The 17,903-nt window shown below is 60.9% G+C and carries 16 protein-coding genes and 1 other annotated feature; of the genes, 8 read left to right on the top strand and 8 right to left on the bottom strand.

Annotation, left to right across the window (positions count from 1 at the left end):
* From KA261_13925 to KA261_13940, 4 genes are all read left to right on the top strand, one after another.
* Window positions 1–394 (top strand): 7-cyano-7-deazaguanine synthase (locus tag KA261_13925; protein ID MBP7698899.1); only part of this gene is annotated, 394 nt, incomplete at its 5' end.
* A gap of 3 nt (window positions 395–397) precedes the next feature.
* Window positions 398–904 carry a TIR domain-containing protein gene (locus tag KA261_13930; GenBank protein ID MBP7698900.1) on the top strand — a complete coding sequence of 169 codons (507 nt, stop codon included), beginning with the start codon at window positions 398–400 and terminating at the stop codon, window positions 902–904.
* Between the two features lie 40 nt (window positions 905–944).
* The gene (locus KA261_13935) at window positions 945–1,283 is read left to right on the top strand and encodes a hypothetical protein (GenBank protein MBP7698901.1); all 339 of its coding nucleotides are present in this window, start codon (window positions 945–947) and stop codon (window positions 1,281–1,283) included.
* A gap of 1,486 nt (window positions 1,284–2,769) precedes the next feature.
* Window positions 2,770–3,264, top strand: a complete 495-nt coding sequence (locus KA261_13940) for an ATP-binding protein (protein MBP7698902.1) — start codon at window positions 2,770–2,772, stop codon at window positions 3,262–3,264.
* A 165-nt stretch (window positions 3,265–3,429) separates the two neighbouring features.
* Here KA261_13940 and KA261_13945 read toward each other — a convergent pair whose 3' ends face one another.
* Window positions 3,430–3,888 (bottom strand): hypothetical protein, encoded by a 459-nt coding sequence (locus tag KA261_13945; protein MBP7698903.1) that lies wholly within the window; start codon window positions 3,886–3,888, stop codon window positions 3,430–3,432.
* Between the two features lie 441 nt (window positions 3,889–4,329).
* Between KA261_13945 and KA261_13950 the strand changes: the two genes are divergently transcribed.
* The 3 genes from KA261_13950 to KA261_13960 all read left to right on the top strand — a co-directional run bounded on the left by KA261_13950 (window position 4,330) and on the right by KA261_13960 (window position 5,276).
* Complete coding sequence (locus tag KA261_13950) at window positions 4,330–4,650, top strand: transposase (GenBank protein ID MBP7698904.1); 321 nt, start codon at window positions 4,330–4,332, stop codon at window positions 4,648–4,650.
* Window positions 4,608–4,724: a sequence feature (AL1L pseudoknot), on the top strand. It overlaps the preceding gene by 43 nt.
* The gene (locus KA261_13955; GenBank protein MBP7698905.1) at window positions 4,653–4,811 is read left to right on the top strand and encodes a hypothetical protein; all 159 of its coding nucleotides are present in this window, start codon (window positions 4,653–4,655) and stop codon (window positions 4,809–4,811) included. (Overlaps the previous feature by 72 nt.)
* Window positions 4,812–4,841: 30 nt before the next feature.
* On the top strand, window positions 4,842–5,276 hold the full coding sequence (locus tag KA261_13960) for an IS3 family transposase (GenBank protein ID MBP7698906.1): 435 nt from the start codon (window positions 4,842–4,844) through the stop codon (window positions 5,274–5,276).
* On the opposite strand, the gene KA261_13965 is transcribed toward KA261_13960, so the two are convergent.
* The 4 genes from KA261_13965 to KA261_13980 form a co-directional block, all read right to left on the bottom strand.
* Window positions 5,245–6,273: a flippase-like domain-containing protein gene (locus KA261_13965; GenBank protein MBP7698907.1), complete on the bottom strand. Its 1,029-nt coding sequence runs from the start codon at window positions 6,271–6,273 to the stop codon at window positions 5,245–5,247. The two genes, KA261_13960 and KA261_13965, sit on opposite strands and share 32 nt — an antisense overlap.
* Before the next feature lie 163 nt (window positions 6,274–6,436).
* A complete protein-coding gene (locus tag KA261_13970) occupies window positions 6,437–8,299 on the bottom strand; it encodes an aspartyl protease family protein (GenBank protein MBP7698908.1) in 1,863 nt (620 codons plus the stop codon).
* Window positions 8,300–8,435: 136 nt separating this feature from the next.
* Window positions 8,436–9,338 carry a DUF3078 domain-containing protein gene (locus tag KA261_13975; GenBank protein MBP7698909.1) on the bottom strand — a complete coding sequence of 301 codons (903 nt, stop codon included), beginning with the start codon at window positions 9,336–9,338 and terminating at the stop codon, window positions 8,436–8,438.
* A gap of 14 nt (window positions 9,339–9,352) precedes the next feature.
* Window positions 9,353–10,168, bottom strand: coding sequence for a mechanosensitive ion channel (locus tag KA261_13980; GenBank protein MBP7698910.1), 816 nt, complete (start codon window positions 10,166–10,168; stop codon window positions 9,353–9,355).
* Between the two features lie 171 nt (window positions 10,169–10,339).
* On the opposite strand from KA261_13980, the gene KA261_13985 reads away from it, so the two are divergent.
* The gene (locus tag KA261_13985; GenBank protein MBP7698911.1) at window positions 10,340–11,491 is read left to right on the top strand and encodes a sorbosone dehydrogenase family protein; all 1,152 of its coding nucleotides are present in this window, start codon (window positions 10,340–10,342) and stop codon (window positions 11,489–11,491) included.
* Window positions 11,492–11,602: 111 nt separating this feature from the next.
* On the opposite strand, the gene KA261_13990 is transcribed toward KA261_13985, so the two are convergent.
* From KA261_13990 to KA261_14000, 3 genes are all read right to left on the bottom strand, one after another.
* On the bottom strand, window positions 11,603–12,901 hold the full coding sequence (locus KA261_13990; protein MBP7698912.1) for an NCS2 family permease: 1,299 nt from the start codon (window positions 12,899–12,901) through the stop codon (window positions 11,603–11,605).
* 823 nt (window positions 12,902–13,724) lie between these two features.
* Window positions 13,725–15,161, bottom strand: coding sequence for a T9SS type A sorting domain-containing protein (locus KA261_13995; GenBank protein ID MBP7698913.1), 1,437 nt, complete (start codon window positions 15,159–15,161; stop codon window positions 13,725–13,727).
* A gap of 402 nt (window positions 15,162–15,563) precedes the next feature.
* The gene (locus tag KA261_14000; protein ID MBP7698914.1) at window positions 15,564–17,849 is read right to left on the bottom strand and encodes an SBBP repeat-containing protein; all 2,286 of its coding nucleotides are present in this window, start codon (window positions 17,847–17,849) and stop codon (window positions 15,564–15,566) included.
* Window positions 17,850–17,903: the final 54 nt, after the last annotated feature.

The following is a 17,903-nucleotide window of genomic DNA, read 5'->3' on the forward strand; positions in this document are numbered from 1 at the left end:
GATTGTACCAAGCGGTATTACCGATCCCACCATGCGTATAAACGAAGACGCGTTCCTGCCAGGACGGAACCTTCTTTTATTGCTTTGCGGCGCTGCCTACGCTTACAGTGTACAAGCGGATGGCGTGGTAATAGGTTTGCTCAATCCTGAAGATTGTCTATTCCCGGATCAGACACTCGATTTTCTTCGTAAAACCGAAGACATGATCGAGACAGCCATGAAAAAGCGAATTGCAGTGCTCGCGCCTTTAATAGAGTTCACGAAGGCAGATATTCTGTCACTGGCAACAGCGCGTGGGTTACAAGATACGTATTCCTGCCACGCCGGGGGGAATGAGCCCTGCGGGAAATGCGTGGCATGTATTGAGATTGCAAATGCAAAGGAAAGGAGCTGAAAGATGGGTGGAGGTGGCGGAGGCGGCCGCGGACTGACTCCCAGCGAGCTTCAACAGTTGGAGCAAAAGGCCAAAGAATCTCTGAAGACGAGTGGCGACACGAGTAAATGCAACGTGTTCATTAGCTTTGCGGCCGAAGATTTGACAGACGTCAATATGCTTCGAGCGCAGGCAAAAAATGAAAATTCGGATATTGAATTCAACGACTGGTCATTGAAAAAGCCCTTCGACAGCAAGGATGCTGAATATGTAAAGCGAGGCATACGTGAGCGCATTCGGCAATGCTCGGTCACTGTCGTATACATATCCGAGAAGACTGCAGACAGCAAATGGGTTAATTGGGAAATCCGTGAGACAATTGCTTTGGGCAAAGGCGTGGTGGCTATGTATAAAGGCGATAGACCTCCTTCTCGTTTGCCTAAGGCTATTTCCGAGAACAAGGTGCCTGTAGTACCTTGGAACCAAAAGGCATTGGCTGTAGCGATAAAGACTCAGGCGCAGAAAAAGTAGTTAGCAGCGCTTTGAAGTAAGAAGGCGAACGTCAAAAGATATGATCCAGGATTTGGAACAGATTGAGTATCGCCGGGGTATGCTCGAAAAAGGCATGAAACCTGACGATCTTCCAGCAAAAATATGGTGTGGAGCCAGAATTCCTGCGGTTGTACGCACCGCGATCAATACTGAGGGCTTGCTTAATCTCGGTGGCGTTTACGGGGACAAGAAGGCCGTCGATCCAGTGGAATACGACAACCTCAAGCTGGTCCTGACCGACGACACTGTCGAGATCACGGTTTTCAACCGCGGGATCGCTCTCTTTATGTCTGACGACGAACGAATCCGTCGAATACACCGGGTGCTGTGCAAACTCGATGGAACGGGGAAAGATTGATGGCGGGCTCAAGGGCAAGCGCGGAGAAGGTAACATGGTCAGGCCGTGTCATGGCTATTCAGCCTCGCATACGGCTCATACGTTCCTTTGATGAGCGGTCCCACAACTACTTGGGGTATGTGCTTTGCATCGACGGAACTTGCGGCGGGGAGGCCGGCGAGTTCCTGATTGCGGTCGGTGAAGCTGCACACGAAAAACACCGTTTTCAGACAGGCATGGAACTGAGCGGTTACTCCGTGTCGGTCGAAGACCCGCGCAAGGAGACGGCGGCGATCTACAAGACGAGCGGGCTCAAGGTCGTCAGGAATGCCGAGGGTGAAACTCCTGCCGGGCCGCCCTTTTGGAGTGCCTCCGAACCTGGCAACCTACCGCAGCCGTGGGCGTCGCCGTCTGGACGCCCGGACCTACGATATCAAATGCACGACCTGCATCTGGGGCTGCCGGATGCCGGTGGAAATGATCATCGACCAGTGGAATCCGTCAAAGAAACAGTATCGGTTCGAAACCTTCTGTTACGGCCCCAAAAGCTGCCCCTTTTACCGGCCCGGGCCTGCGCGGAAAGTTCCGGGTCGAAAGGGTATGTCCTACACTGAAGAGGATTGGATCGACGAGGACGCCACTGCCCATCGGGGCCCGGATGATTGAGGATGAGAAAGCCCGATGGTCAAAAAAACGGCAAAGCGGAAATTGGGTAATGCCGAATGAAATGGGTAACGAATTGGGTAACGAGTCGGCCTGCGGAAAGAGGTTGATCTTTGCGACAGGTTTGCGACACAACTTGCGACAAACTCAAAACTCGACTTGCGACACCACCCTTTGGTAGGGTAAATGAGGAAGTGGAATTGCCAGGGCTTCCGGCACGCCGGGGGACACATGCTCTTTGATAGCTCATTGAATCACAACGGTTTCTGGTTAACAGCCGGAGAACGAGAACGGTTATGAAAAGGGTTGCACATGGGGAGCTTTTCTATCCTTGGATCGAACTGCGTTTCCGAGTGCGGCGGTCCCGATCTCACGACCATGCGCCGTAACCTCCAATTTGATAAAAAGTTAGCGTGATCCATTGGCAGGATTTGAGGCGTTCTTTGGAAGTCTCATTCGCTGCCCCCAAGGGAAGGGCCGCTGAAATCTCGGGAATTGCCCGGATGATCTGCAATAACGTGACTTAGATAAAGGGGCAGACTCAGATAGCACTTCTATCGAGCCGGTGGCGAGCATATCGTCGTGAGCGGGGGCCATTTTACGGACTCCCCCTCCCCCACTATTCTGCCGCACTGATTGAACAACCGGAATCTGGGAGGCAACGTGGCGCGTGACGGGATACCGGGATTGCACTCGTTTGAAGGCAGTCATCAAGATACCTCAAAAGAGGCTCAAGTCAAGTCGCACTATCGACCGCCCGCCGCAGGTGAACAATCATCTCTGAAATGCAGCCTTCTGCCCCGTTAGATATGTGGACAGTGATTAGAACGAAGATTCCGATTCCCTGAGGCCGCTCTCGGACTCGGGCGGGGAAGAAAGGCGAGATTATCATGAAGAGAATAGTCTTAACACTGCTGGTCGCTTCATCCGCGAACGGAGCGACGTCCTCATCCTGGGTCCCCCCGGCGTCGGCAAGTCGCACCTGGTCCAGGCGATCGGCCATCAGGCGGCCCGCATGGGCTTCACCGTCCTGTACCGCTCCATCTTCGATTGCCTAGGCGAACTGATCCCGGCCGAGAACTTCGGGGAGCGTGTCACCACCATGAACCGCTACCTCAAGGCGGACCTTCTGATCATCGACGAAATGGGCATCAAGAAGCTGCCCAAACAGTCCGGGGAGTACGTCTTCGAGATCGTCATGCGACGGCACGAACTGCGGTCCACCATCATGACCTCCAATCGGCCCCTGGACAACTGGGGCAAGCTGATCGGCGATGTTCCCACCGCGGCCGCGATCCTCGATCGCCTGTTGCACCGGGCGGAGATCGCGGCATCATGATACCGATGCCAGACAGAAAACCTGGCCGGTTTTCACCCGGCCCGCAGACCGATTCTGCCCGTTGGTGCGGACCAGCGGAAAAGCCTCATCGCGCTGCTTGAGTGCAGCGGGATCACGGCCTGAAACACGCGCGGCTGCCCGCGCTTCAGCCGGCGTCGCAGATGTCTAGAACGACCAGTTCACGATGGGAAAGACGGGAAACTGGCCCCCCTGCTTGATAATGTTTACCAGGCCGATCTGCAGGCCTCTCATAGTCACGGCATAGTTGACGAACCCCAGTTGCAGACCGCTAGCGTGGCCGGCATAGTTAACCATACCCCACTGGAACCCTTCGCAGGTACCCTTGGTGATGTTGACGGCCGTACTCTGCCAGCCGCTGAGGTCGGCATCGATCAAACCCACCAGCCCGAACTGGACGCCCTTTGAGATCCCGGCAGTGCAGTGACTGACCAGCCCCCAGTCCAGACCGCTGACGTACTGGTTCTTGCCGTAAAGCAGGCTGAGCCGCAGTCCGGCGATCGCTTTCTCTTCGGGGACAATCTGAATCGGCGAGAAGAGAGAAAGCTGGATCGGTTTTTCCTGCGCCAGCAGCGGCTGGGCGACGAGGACGAGAGCAAGACACATCACCCCAAACAGGCTGCGATTCGTCTTCGACATTTGATCCTCCAATCTGCTGAATGCCTCGGCGACGGACAACCTTGCTGCACATATACGCAATCGGGAGGGCATAGTCAAACGAACTTGGATCCGCAGAGAGCCCGTCTTGCGCCAATGCTGTCACGTGCGGCGAGGGGCTGCCGAGGCCCCCGGATGGGAGAAAATGCTTCACTCGCAGTCCGGTCGGCGTGCACCCGAACGACTCTCAGCGGCGCCGATTCGGAGATCGCAGGGAAGGGGGTGTCGCCCAATATGCGATCAATGTGGCGGAGGGGTTGGGATTCTGTTGGCGGTGTCCTGGTATGTCGTTGCGTGCGAAGAAGGCACGCCGAAAGTTATTATATCGGATGCGATTAGGTGAACCGCCCCGGGGTTGCCGGAGACAGGATAATGTGAGAGATCACTGTTATGGCAAGACCAAGCAGGTATTCACGGGAGGTCCGGGAACGGGCCGTGCGGATGGTCGAGGAGCATCGGGAGGAGCATAGCTCCCAGTGGGCGGCCATCGAGTCGATTTCCCAGAAGATAGGTTGCACCGCCGAGACTCTGCGAAAGTGGGTTGTTCAGGCTCAGCGGGACGCGGGTCATGGGCCGGGTCTGACGACCTCGGAGCGTGAGCGGCTCAAGCAGTTGGAGCGGGAGAACCGTGAGCTTAAGCGGGCCAACAAGATACTGCGGAAGGCGTCGGCTTGTTTTGCCCAGGCGGAGCTCGACCGCAAACCGAGGTGATGGTGTCGTTTATCGACGAGCATCGGGACGCCCACGGGGTCGAGTCGATCTGCGCCATGTTGCCGATCGCCCCGTCGACGTACTACCAGCGGAAGGGGCAGGAGGCACATCCGGAGCGTTTGTCGGCCCGATCGCGGCGGGAGCTGAAGCGGCAACCATAGATCCAGCGGGTGTGGGAGGAGAACTTCCAGGTGTACGGGGCGCGGAAGGTATGGCGGCAGCTGAATCGTGAAGGGATAGAGGTGGCGCGGTGTACGGTGGAGCGGTTGATGCGGGATTTGGGTCTGGCCGGTGCGGTTCGTGGTCGGAAGTGTCGGACCACAATTGCCGATGATAGCGCGGTGCGGCCGGCGGACCTGGTGTGCCGGGAGGTTACGGCGTTACGTCCGAACCAGTTGTGGGTCTCGGATCTGACGTATGTGGCGACCTGGCAGGGGTTTGTGTATGTGGCGTTCGTGATCGACGTCTTCTCGCGGATGATCGTGGGCTGGCGGGCGTCGCGATCGTTGCGCACTGATCTGGCCCTGGACGCTCTGGAGCAGGCGCTGGGGACGCGCCCGGCAATTCCGACGGCGGCGCGGGCAGGCCCCGCGGTCAGGCCGGCGGTTCGGGGGGGAGACCGGTAAGATCCCGCTCAGAGTTCTCCGCCGGCATAGGCACGCGCCAGGCGATGATCACCGCAATGATCTCCACAACCATGTTCCACAAGCGCGCCGCGACCGCCACCGCGGCCGAGATCGGGCCGAGGAAGGGGTGGAGCAGTCCGATGAGAGCGAGTTCGCGCACCCCGATGCCGCCGGGGGAAAAGACCGCCAAGTACCCCATTTGGTACGCGATCACGAAGATCGTGATCGCCGACACGATCGGCACGGGGGTCGCCCCCATCACGGCTTTCAGAAACAGCCAGAATGACACGCCGTAGGAGATCCAGCAGGCCGCGTAGCCGCCCAGCACCTGGAAAGCGATGGCCGGGCGGAGGCGGAACCGCAGCGGCTTGCGCCCGATGAGGCGCAGGAGGAAATTGAACACGACGAGGGTCCGGTCCGGAAAGTAGATGAGCGCGAGCGAGGCCAGCGCGAGAACGACGCCGGCCGCCCACACGCCGGCGCCGAGGTACCCCTGGAACACCAGCCCCACCTGCGACGGGACGAGGCCAATCCCCGCCGCGGTGACAGCGAAGGCCGCGGTGAGAGTGAAGATGAGCGCGAGTCCCCAGGACGTGAGCGAATGCTGCTCGGGAATGCCCAGGCGCCGCGCGAGGTAGGCCATCGCCAAAAGCGGCCAGATGCGGCCGGGGATGTACCGGCCGAAAGTGGCAATGTAGGCGAGCTTAAAACTGTAGCGGATTTTCAGCCGGTGGCCGAACCCGAGAATCAGGCGGCACCAGACGATCGAGAAAAGCAGCAGCGTGAACAGGTGGGCGGCCACCGAGAGACCGAGCCAGCCGAAATTGATCTGCCAATCGTACTCGCGCACCGCCTCCCAGTTGACCCAGAGCTGCCGCCCGGCGAGACCGACCGCGAGCAGGACCAGGGCGACCTTGACGATCCTGTAAATCCACTGACGCACACGGCGGGCCGGCGGCGGCGCGCCGGGCGGCGGGGTGATCGGGGATGAACTCACCGGACGGATTGGTCTCCACGTCAAAGCTTGATGTCGGCCAATAATATAGCGGGGGGCAGTCCGGCAATCAAGGTTGAAGATCGCGCCGGCCGCGGATGCGCGGCGCCTCCGCCCGGCACCCGCTGCGGCCGCCCCGGGGCCGGGGCGGCCGGCAATTGGACTGCTACTGGTAGAGGTCGCGCAGGGTCAGACGGACCTGAATCGGCCGGCCGTCGCGCTCGACGACCAGATCGTACGCCGTGCCGGGACCGGCCTGGAACAGGCGGCGCACCGCGACGACGCCGTCGAGATTCGAGATGTCGATGCCGTTGGCGCTGCGCAGGAGATCCCCGACCTGCAGGCCGGACGTGGCGGCTGGCGTGCCGGGGGCGACGAACGAGACGGAAATGCGCTGATCGCGATTGTAGCGGACCTGCATGCCGCTGTTGTCGCGCGGAAAAGCGCGGTCAAAGTCCACGCCCTTCTCGACAATGAGCTGCTCGCGGCTGTAGTCGAGGAAAAGGACGAAGCGCCGGAAGAGGGAATTGCCGAGGTTGCCGGCGACGGTTCCTTCGGCGAAAGCGCCGGTGACCTCAGCGGCCGGGATGTCGATGATCTCGTCGCGCACCGTGAAGCCCGCGAAAGCGAGGGAATCGAAGCGGACCGCGCGCACGGGGAAAGACCCGCCGGCGCCGTAGGCGAGATGGTCGACGCCGGGCCGGTCGAGCAGCCCGTTGGCCCGGGCGTACGGGTAGCCGAAGGACAGCCCGCCGGCGCCCAAATCCAGATACCAATTGCCCCGCAGCACACCGTCGACAATGACTTCCGGTTCAAAGCTTTTGCGCTGGGAGATCGGGAGATCAAGCACAACTCCGGGTCCAGCGTAGGCGAAATTCCCAGGCTCGTAGAAGGACAGTCTCTCGCCCGCGTAGTCGACTCTCGTGACCACGCGCGAGAGGAAATCGTAGCCGAGAATGCCGGCGATCTCCAGTCCGAGCGCCTCCTGGAAGAACCAGTAGAGGTCGATGACGGCGACTTTCTGTTCGTCGACCAAAACGCGGTCGTCGATACTGAGCATCGGGACGGTCGTGAAGGTGACGTCGACGAGATTGCCCGCCCCTTTGCCGGTGATGTTCCCCTGCGTCTCGAGCCCGATTTCCTCGGCGAAGCGCTTCTCGACCACTGTCATCTCCGCGCCCGAGTCGAGGATCCAGAGACGCTCTTTGCCCTTGACCGTAACCGGCACGTAGATGTGATTTTCGATGAACCGGAACGGGATATCCTCGGCCCGGTCGCCGTCGGCGAAGCGCACGTCGGAGACGTCCTCGCTCGGCGGGTTGAACATTGCCGGTTCAATCGGCACATTCGCCTCGTACTTGGTCATCACGATGTTCTGGACCATGTTCACCGGGAGCGTGACCTGGCGCTGGGAGAACGGCATCTCGACGCCCGCGACTGTGCGGAAATCGTCGTAGACGGTGATCGTCTGCCCGCTTGCGGTGAGAGCCGCCGATTTCCGCTGGCGGAAGGAGGCGGTGTCGATATAGAGCCTCGTGGTGTCGAGCGAGAGAGTGTTGGTGATGGTGACGACGTAGCAGGCGGCGCCGGCGGCAGTGTCGAGGCCGTCATAGGTCACGGCGAACACCGCGCTGCCGCGGTCGAGGTGGGCGAACTCCGCCATGAGACTGTCGGCCTTCTCCTGGCCGACCGTCAGCTCGTCCCGGTGAATCTGCACTTTGCCGTTCTGGTCGACGGTCCAGGCGACCTCGCCGTTGTTCCCCTGGGTGATGGCAAGTGGTCCCAGTTCGACCTCGAGGCGCTGCAGTTCGGGGCGACGCTGCCACTGGCGAAACGGTCCGGCGAGGCCGGAGCCGACGATCTCGATCGTCCCCTCGGCGTAGCTGGTCTCATGGCTGCGGATGTTGTCGAGGCCGCCGGAGGCAGCGACGCTGCGCTCCAGGATGGCGTAGGGATCAGTGAGGCCGGCCTGCGCGGCGCCGGCCGCGACGACAGCCGTCAGGGCGGCGACGGCAGCAACAATTCGCATGAAGGCACCTCCATGATGAGTCGGTCGGTTTGTGCGTCTTGACCTGTCAGTACGGGAGAGCCGACGCTTTGTTCGGCCTCGCACCCACAAATCCCCGGGCCGGGGCCCGGGGATGTGAAGGGATCGGGTTCGCGAACTAGATCAGCTTGAACAGGAACCCGAGTCCCAGGGTCTCCTTGATCTGGGCCTTGTCGACGATCTCCTTGTCGTAGCGCAGATCGAAGAGGAAGCTCACGGCGATAATCTTGCTGACCTGGGCGGTGACGGCGTTTTCCCAGCGGACATCGACCGCTTTCCAGTCGTCGTCGGCGCCGAGCGCGTCGTCCTCCGAATTATACAGCGCCTTGAACAGCGTGAGCTTGCCCGTGTACTGCATCTTCTCGCTGAGCGTCAGCACGGCATCGGTCACCGATTCCAGGCCGGCGTCGGAGACGGTGCGGGAGTCGGTGGCGAGGGTGACGGTGTCGGCAATGAAGCGGGTGATGATCTGACGGTAGGCGCCGCCCAGGCGCGTGGTGATGTGGTCGTTGCTCTTCTCATAGAACCGGTGGGCCAGTCCGGCCGACTCGGTCAGCTTGAGCGGCGACAGGTAGAGCTTCTTCTTCGCATTGGAGCCGTCGTAGAACTGCGACTCGAGGCGGAAAGCGGCGTAGGGATCGACGTACTGGTTGAGGAGGAAGCGGCCGACCGTTTCCCAGTCGATCAGGTCGGTGGATTTCTTCGGCTTGGACCAATCCTTGGTCTCCTCGTCCTGAGTGGTCGTCTGCCCGAACGAGAGCTTGACCTGCGAGCGCAGGTTGAACCACGGGTTGAGGTTGCGCTCGGCGAAACCGGCGGCGTTGCCGACCCAGCTGAACGCGCCGGCCTCTCCCCCGGTCCAGGAGTCGGAATAGGCGGTCTGCGTGGCGGTCAGGTCGACGGCGAGCGCGCGTTTCCAGATGAAGGTCGAGTCGACGGTCGCCTCCTGCGCCGCGACTGCGCCGGCTGCGCCGAGAACCATGGCGAGCGCGGCAATCGTGATCCGGGCGGTACGGGACATACGGATAACCTCCGTCAGCTAACACGGGTTTGATGGACGTGAATATCGCGCTGCGGGTACGGGATCGTGACCCCCTGCTCGTCGAACCGCTCCTTGACCCGCTCGTGGACATCGAACAGCACCGGCCAGTAGTGTTCGGTGCGCACCCAGGGGCGGACGACAATATTCACCGCGCTCTCGGCCAGCTGGCCGACGGCCACGGTCGGGGGCGGGTCTTTCAGGACGCGCGGGTCGGCCGCGAGGATCTCCTCGAGTGTCCGCTTGGCAAGCCGGAGGTCGTCGCGGTAGCCGACTGTGAACACCATGTCGATCCGCCGCGTGTCGTGGGCGGAGTAGTTGATGATGTTGCCGCCGGTGACGGCGCTGTTGGGCACCGTCACTTTCTTGTTGTCGGGCGTCCGGAGAACGGTGTGGAAGATGTGGATCTCCTCGACCGTACCGGCGACGCCGGCCGTCTCGACGTAGTCGCCGCCCTTGAAGGGGCGGAAGAGGATGAGCATGACGCCGGCGGCGAAGTTCGCCAGCGAGCCCTGCAGCGCGAGGCCGACGGCCAGACCGGCCGCGCCGATCAGGGCGATGAACGAGGTCGTCTGCACCCCGAGGCTGTTCATCGCCGCGAGGATGACGAAGACGAGGAGCATCACCTTGGTGACGGTCGCGAGGAACTTGACCAGCGCGGCATCCACCTGGGCGCGGGTCGTGATGCGGCGGACCGCCGCGGTGAGGAATTTCGTGAGCAGGTAGCCGACGATCAGGATGACGAGGGCGCCGATGATTTTCGTGCCGTAAATCGCGCCCCACTCAAGCAACCGGTCATTCACTCTATCCATAACCCGCACCTTTCCGTTTCGCATTCCGAGGCTGCCGGGAAACTACCATGCGCCGTACGGCCTCGTCAAGCGTTTCCGGCGGCCCGCCGGTCCGGCGGGAAAATGACAGGAACCGTCGCCCGCGGGCGCGGTTGTACAGACGGAGACGATCAACCGCCCGGAGGATACCGCATGAGACCGCTCACCGCGCACCGCACGACCGCCTCGCTCGTCACTCTGCTCGCCCCCCTTATTCTCGCCTCCTGCTCGGAGGCCGGCCCGGCCGCCCGCGCTACTGCGCCGGACGGCGACCTGGGGAAAATCAGTCTGCCCCCCGGATTTTCGATCAGCTACTACGCCGACCGGATGCCGGGGGCGCGGTCGATGCGGCTCGGGGACAATGGCACGCTCTTTGTCGGGACGCGCGGGGACAAGGTGTACGCGCTGCGCGACGTCGACGGCGACTACCGGGCGGACTCGCTGTATGTGATCGCGACCGGGCTCGACATGCCCAACGGCGTGGCGTTCCGGGACGGCAGTCTGTATGTCGCCGAGGTGAGCCGGGTCATTCGCCTGGATGGGATCGAATCGCGCCTGAGCGATCCGCCGACGCCGGCAGTGGTCACCGATACATTTCCGAGCGACCGGGCGCACGGGTGGAAGTTTATCGGTTTCGGCCCCGATGGCCGGTTGTACGTGCCGGTCGGGTTTCCGTGCAACGTGTGCGAGCCCGATGAGGACATCTGCGGGACGATTGTACGGATGGATCCCGATGGGGGGCGGGCTGAAACCTTCGCGCGCGGCGTGCGCAACACGGTCGGGTTCGACTGGGAGCCGACCAGCGGCGTGCTCTGGTTTACCGACAATGGGCGGGACCGGATGGGCGACGACATCCCGCCGGACGAATTGAACCGGGCGCCCTCGGCCGGGATGCATTTCGGGTTCCCCTACTGCCATGCCGGGGACATCCCGGACCCGCAGTTCGGCCAGGGGGCGGACTGCGACACCTTCGCCGCGCCGGTGCGGAAACTCGGACCCCACGCGGCAGCCCTTGGCATGCGGTTCTACACCGGGGCGATGTTTCCGGAGAAGTATCGCGGCCAGATATTCATCGCCGAGCACGGCTCCTGGAACCGGAGCACACCGCTCGGGTACCGGGTGATGCTGGTGACGCACGACGGCGAGGGGCACGCGACCTCGTACGAAGTGTTCGCGGAAGGGTGGCTGGAGGACAACGGGGCGCGGTGGGGGCGGCCAGTGGATGTGCTGGTGATGCCGGACGGATCGCTTTTGGTTTCGGACGACGAGGCCGGGGCGGTGTACAGGATCACGTATGGGAGGTGAGGGGATGCCGGCGCCCCAAGGGACCGGCGACCGCGGCGCTGTATCCTCCTTGCCGGGATGACGCGGGATTGCCACGCTGCCGCGCCCCGCCGCCCTCTCGAGAATCTCCCCTCAGTACGGGTAGAAGACAAAGAACAGCGCCGACATCACGGCGAGCACCCACATCCCCGGATGCACCTCGCGCACGCGGCCGGAGAACACTTTCATCACCGGGTAAGTCACGAACCCGGCCGTGATCCCGATCCCGAGGTTGTAGGTGAAACTCATGAGCGCGATCACGACGAAGGCCGGGACCGCCTCGGAGAGATCATCGAAATCAAGTTTCGTGATCGGCGAGAGCATGAGGAGGCCGACGATGATGAGCGCGGGGCCGTAGGCGGCGGGCGGCACGACGGTGAGAAAGGGCGCCAAGAAGAGCGCCAGCAGGAACAGAAGCGCAGTGAACACCGAGGCCAGGCCCGTGCGCGCGCCGCTCTGGATCCCGGTGGCCGACTCGATGAACGCGCCGGCCGTGCTCGTCCCCACCAGCGCCGCGAACACAGTCGCCAGCGCATCGCACAGCATCGGCTTCTCCATCTCCGGAAGGTTCCCCCGGTCATCGAGCAAGCCGGCTTTCAGCGACAGTCCGAGCAGGGTGCCCATCGTATCGACAAAGTCCATCACCAGTACGGTGAGAATGACCGAGAAGAAGCCCCAGGTGAGGGCCGCCCCGATATCGAGTTTCAAGAAGATCGGGCCGAGGCTCGGCGGCAGACTGACCCAGTCGGCGGGCCAGCGAATCTCCCCGAAGAGGAAGGCCAGAACGGTGGTGAGGAGAATGCCCATCAGCAGCGCCGCTTTGACGCGGCGCAGCATCATGACTGCGATGAGCACGAAGCCGACGATGGCCAGGAGAATCGAGGTCGTCCCGAAATCGCCGACATGGACCGGGGCGCCCTCGACGCCCAGGCCGACAATGCCGGTTTCGTTCAGTCCGATGAAAGTGAGAAAGAGCCCGATGCCGACCGCGAAACCGATTTTCAGGTTCTGCGGAATGGCGTTGGCGAGCCAGCTCCGTACGCCGAAAATCGTGATGAGAGTGAAAAGGAGGCCGCCGATAAAAATCGCCCCAAGCGCCGACTGCCACGAGTAGCCGAGCACCTGCACGACGGTGAAGGCAATGAATGCGTTCTCCCCCATGTAGGGGGCGATGGCAAAGGGACGGCGCGCATACACGCCCATGAGAAGGGTGCCGAAAAAGGCGGTGAGGATGGTCGCCACCATGGAGGGGCCGAATGGAATCCCCGCCACCTCGAGGATCTTCGGGTTCACAATGATGATGTACGACATGGTCATGAACGTGGTCGCCCCGCCGATCAGCTCGCGGCGGAAGGTGGCCCCGTGTTCTTCGAACTGGAAATAGCGTCGGATGGCCTCAGTCACGTCTGTTCTCCCACTCGGATTGACTGTTCCCTCGGTCAAGGTATAAAACGGAGACCAGCTTGTCGAGGAAAATGGAAAGCGGCGCCTCGCACGCAGCCGGGCGCCCGAGGCGGGTGCAGCCGGCCTGTGCGCACCGTCTCCGACGGCCAGGCCAAGACGGCGGACATGCAGGGAGGGCAGATCACAACCCTCGTGGTCCCCATGTCTCTGCCATCCTCGGAGACAATCCTCCGGATCCGCTGTAGGTCAGGACCCTTGTGGTCCTGACATTCTGGCCAACGACGCAGGCGGCCCCGTTAGGACCATAAAGACCCTGACCTGTAAAACGTATTTCGCCGGGAGTTTCTCAACCGTGGCCCACCAATTATGGTGGGTTCATCTCGGGGGTGAACTAGTCAGATAGGTCGCACTTGGAGCCGGACACATAAGCTACAGACGTCCTCCGGATCTTGTGTAGGTCAGGACCCTTGTGGTCTCCGACCGGTTAAATGGCAGTGATTTGTACCACGGCACGTTGCGTCGCAACACGCTTAACCGTATGGAGTTACGTATTTTTATGGTTTTGTGTCGGGTCGTATCCGACCCGGTGGTTTTGGTCGGTCGATGGGCACAAAACGGACACAACATCCTTATTGGCTCGCCATTGTTTCAATGCATAGACACTCTGACACGCATGGCTTTCTCCTGCTTCCAAGAAAATGTCAGCGTAACTGGGTCTTAGCAGAAAGCCCCTCCGTGTTTAACTTTAGCTGAACCGCTGCAAAGGTCAGGCCCGCCCAAATGCCCGGCCCTGATTGAATCGATATGCTGGTTACCTGGTCAACAGCATCTTCTTCGACTGCACAAAATCGCCGGCAATGAGGCGACAGAAGTATAATCCAGAAGCTACTTGGCCTCCGTCTTGATCTATCCCGTCCCACACTACCGCGTAGACCCCGGCCGGCCGGTCCTCGTCCACGAGCGTTCGCACGCGCTGCCCCAGAATATTGAAGATGTCCATGTTGACATGGGTACTGGCCGGCAACGAAAACTCAATCCTTGTGCTTGGGTTAAATGGATTGGGATAGTTTTGGGACAATGCATATATAGGCGCAGTAATGGCCCTATCCTCGGCAATGTCGGACTCTGTGTCTTCTTTCAGTTTCGCGATATAAAAGGTATGCGATTGAAGTAATCTGCCACCGACATATATGTACCCGCTGTCATCCTGATGAATGAACTCACCTGTTGAGTTTTCTGACAAGACTAGACTGCTTAAGAAGAGTGAATCTCCGTCCGAATCGATTTTGCCTACGAGTGTGTGTGGGGCCGGCCCGCGGCTCCCGGTAATATACGTTGACTCATTACGACCTTCACAGATATCAAGAACCGTCAAATAGCCGTCCTGATCCAGATCAGATGACCATAGAACAGTTCCGTTTTCATCAACCTTGTAGGAGAAGACCGGTCCGAAATCAGGCGTGGCAGTCAGAATGTATTCGCCCCCCTCGTCTCTGTAAATATCGGCGCTCGCATCAAATACCTCGCCATCGCTAAATGGAAAAACCTTTCCCCAGACTTCATCTCCTAAAGGATCAACCCTGACGACCACGAGTGAATCGTATTTCTGGTCAGCTGTGGACAAATACCCGACAGCAATCGCGCCTCCATCAGAAGTCGGCGCGACCGCAACGCCAGCGTCATAAAAATCCCCGCCAAAATAACGGATCCAGAGTGAATCACCATTTGAATCGGTCTTGAGAACGAACATATCCGATTCGGATACCCCCGTGACGACTGTTCCGCTGTCGGCCGTTTCAGCTATACCGTACCCATACGCGTATTCGGTTTCGGCCAAATATGTCCTTTCCCAAATCACATCTCCTCCCGGCGTCATTTTATGGAGCCGGATGCGGCCCCAATTGCCCTCGAACTGGACAATACTCATAGCCATCAAATCACTACTGCTCATTTCTATGATGCCGACACCGACGTCATGAGTCAACTCATCGCCCACGGTCTTGGACCAGGCTGTATCTCCATCCTTGCCGATCTTCACAATGAACAATTGCCCTTCAGGTCCGACGGGCTGAACACATCCGATTAGGACGAAGCTGTTGTCGGACGTATGGACACCATCATTTAGCACATACCAGTCATCGGGGGTTTGTCTGAAATCGTAGACCCTGGACCAGACACTATCTAGTCCCTGGGAGCACACGCTTCCGCCAAGCCCAAGAAGATACAACAACATAAGAGGATATCTCATGGTAGATCCTCCAGTATTAGATCAATCATCAGCACATAACCGGCTCACAAAGTGCCTGTCAACAAGATAGATGACCGCGCCCTATCGTGATAGTGACGCTCTGTTTGTCGGACCGTGGCCCACCATTTATGGTGGGTTCATCTCGGGGGTGAACTAGTCAGATAGGTGACACTTGGAGCCGGACACATAAGCAACGGACGTCCTCTGGATCTTGTGTAGGTCAGGACCCTTGTGGACCTGACATTCTTGCCAACGACGCAAACGGCGCCGTCAGGACCATAAAGACCCTGACCTACAAAACGCCATCGCGCGGTTCGCCGGAAGAACGCCCGGTGTCGCCAGTGGACGCCGGGCGTTGGACGAACTCACAACCGCTGCTTTAAGCACACTCCCGCGGCTGCCTCAGGGACAGAGGGGAAGCGGATCACCGCCGCGGAACATGAAATTGACCATGCGCGTGATATCGGCCACGTTCAACTGCCCGCCCGGGTCGCCGTCGACATTCGCCTCCAGCAGGCACGGCGGCGTGGGACCGGCGCGGAAGAGATAATTGACCAGGAAAATGAGATCGGAGATGTTCGGTGTTTCGACGTCATCATCGTTGATGTTTCCGCGCCGCTCCTGACAGCACCCGGAATTGATGCCGTAGAGTTTGGCCACGAAACCATCGGATCCCCCGGCGTTGTAGGTCGGATCCCAGGCGTTGCCGACGGGGAGGTCGGTCGAGGAGGTCTGGCCGGCGAACACGACGCTGCCGGCTTGATCGACCACCGCCGCAGCGATGAGATCGATCTGCGAGCCGCCGTAGTAGGTGCTGAAGACCAGGCCGTCCCTTTCGTTGAGTCGCGCCACGAAACCGTCGATGTTCGTGTTCGCGCTGTCAAACGGGTGGAGCAGCGGGAGATTGGTCGAGAAGGTCGGCCCGACGATAAAGATGTTGCCGTCGGCATCGGCCGCGGTTCCCACCGCGCCTTCATAGGAGGAACCTCCAAAGAAGGTGCTGTAGTCGAGATCGGCGAGATCGGGGCTGAGAACGCTGATGGTGGCGTCGCCGTTGTCGTTGTACGAGGGGTCGAAGGCATCGGGGGACACGGGGAAATCGGCTGAGCCGGACATGCCGGCCACCGCCACCCGCCCGTCGGCCATCAGGTTGATCGAGCAATCGTCGGTCTCCGGGCCGGTGCCTCCGAGAAAGGTCGAATAGCTGAGGGAGCCAAGACCGCCGCTGAAGGCCAGTTTGGCCACCCACATGTCGCCGTTGCCGTTGTAGCTCACGTCATAGGCGCCGGCGGTGACCGGAAACAGCGGGGATTCGGTCAGGCCGCTGATATAAACCCCGTAGGAGACTGGAGCCGCATCGCGGCCCTCATCGGCGAAGTTGCCGCCGAGGTAGGTTGAGAATGACAGCGGCTTTCCGGCCGGCGGGAATAGCGAGACAAACGCATCGTAAGCGCCGTTGAGGGTGGCGTCGATGGCGTTGACTTTGGGAAAACCGGGGGATTCGGTCCGGCCGGTCAGCCATATGAGGCCGTTCGGGCCGACCGCGACCGCCTCCGCTTTCTCATTCTCAAGTCCGCCGAGGTAGGTGGCGAAAACGATGCTTCCGCCTCCGGCCGCCAGCTTGACGAGAAAGACATCGGCCTCGCCGTTCTGCACGCTGTCGTAGGCGGCTTTGACCGGGAAATCAGTCGACTGGGTGGCGCCGGTCACATAAATGTTGCCGTCGAGATCGATCGACACGCTGGTCGCCTCGTCATCGAGGCTGCCGCCAATAAATGTGGCCGTCAGGAGCGCGCCGCCGTTGGCGGCAAACCGGGCAACGAAGATGTCCAGGCCCGAGTTATAGGTCGGGTCCATGGCCCCGAGCGTGGGGAAGTTGGCCGAACTGGTCTGCCCCACCACGCAGATGCTGCCGTCAGGCTCGACGGCCAGGTCGGTCGCGAGGTCGGCTTCACTCCCGCCAAGGTACGTGCTGTACTTGAGGATCGGGTCAATCACGAGGCCGAAAGCCGGGGCGGGACCGGCCTCCACGGAGAATCCGACCGTCGTCGGACCCAGGAGCACAAACCGGCAGTCGAGGCGATGGCGGGACCCGCCGGCGTTCGCCCAAACCACCGGGGCGGACTCGCGCAGAGTATCCTGCCCGACCATCACCAGCAGATCGCCCGAATCGCAAATCGCCAGGGTATCCGCGCCCTCGTAGGCCATCCGGATCGTCCCGGGATCGGCCCCGCCGGCGAGGATCAGATCGTACTCCAGGCGCCCGTCCCGCAAGTACCAGGCGGCGTCGATACCGGGGTAAATCTGCTCCAGGGTGACCCGGCCGAAAGCGCCGGCATCGGCGACCCAGGCATCGGGACGGGAACCGTACAGGAAATTGACCGCAAACCCGGCCGGTTCGGAGGGGGACATGACCGGCGCCGGCCGGGCATCGAGGAACCGCGCCCGGACCAGTTCGCGGGCACCGCGCAGTCCGTACACGACGCCGCCCGGGGTCAGCCAGGCGGTGAGATCGCCGACCTTTGCCCGGAAGTGGACCTCCGGACTCCACTGGCCATGGTTGGAAACGAACGCAGGTGGGACATGGAACGAGGGGCTGGCCACCGTGGAAACGGGGGCGGAAAGGACGGTTGAGCCGAAGAGAAGATACACGCCGGCTACGACGAGGGAGGCCACCGACTTGCACATAGGTACACTACCCCACTGGCAAAGAACGTTAGTATTAAACTGACCAGGGACTAC

Source organism: Candidatus Zixiibacteriota bacterium (genome assembly GCA_017999435.1).
In the GTDB taxonomy this organism is placed as follows: Bacteria; Zixibacteria; MSB-5A5; order GN15; family FEB-12; genus JAGNLV01.

Coding starts and splice junctions, on each gene's coding strand:
- KA261_13930 (MBP7698900.1), top strand. CDS start 398: ATGGGTGGAGGTGGCGGAGGCGGCCGCGGACTGACTCCCAGCGAGCTT.
- KA261_13935 (MBP7698901.1), top strand. CDS start 945: ATGATCCAGGATTTGGAACAGATTGAGTATCGCCGGGGTATGCTCGAA.
- KA261_13945 (MBP7698903.1), bottom strand. CDS start 3,888: ATGTGTCTTGCTCTCGTCCTCGTCGCCCAGCCGCTGCTGGCGCAGGAA.
- KA261_13950 (MBP7698904.1), top strand. CDS start 4,330: ATGGCAAGACCAAGCAGGTATTCACGGGAGGTCCGGGAACGGGCCGTG.
- KA261_13970 (MBP7698908.1), bottom strand. CDS start 8,299: ATGCGAATTGTTGCTGCCGTCGCCGCCCTGACGGCTGTCGTCGCGGCC.
- KA261_13975 (MBP7698909.1), bottom strand. CDS start 9,338: ATGTCCCGTACCGCCCGGATCACGATTGCCGCGCTCGCCATGGTTCTC.
- KA261_13980 (MBP7698910.1), bottom strand. CDS start 10,168: ATGGATAGAGTGAATGACCGGTTGCTTGAGTGGGGCGCGATTTACGGC.
- KA261_13985 (MBP7698911.1), top strand. CDS start 10,340: ATGAGACCGCTCACCGCGCACCGCACGACCGCCTCGCTCGTCACTCTG.
- KA261_13995 (MBP7698913.1), bottom strand. CDS start 15,161: ATGAGATATCCTCTTATGTTGTTGTATCTTCTTGGGCTTGGCGGAAGC.
- KA261_14000 (MBP7698914.1), bottom strand. CDS start 17,849: ATGTGCAAGTCGGTGGCCTCCCTCGTCGTAGCCGGCGTGTATCTTCTC.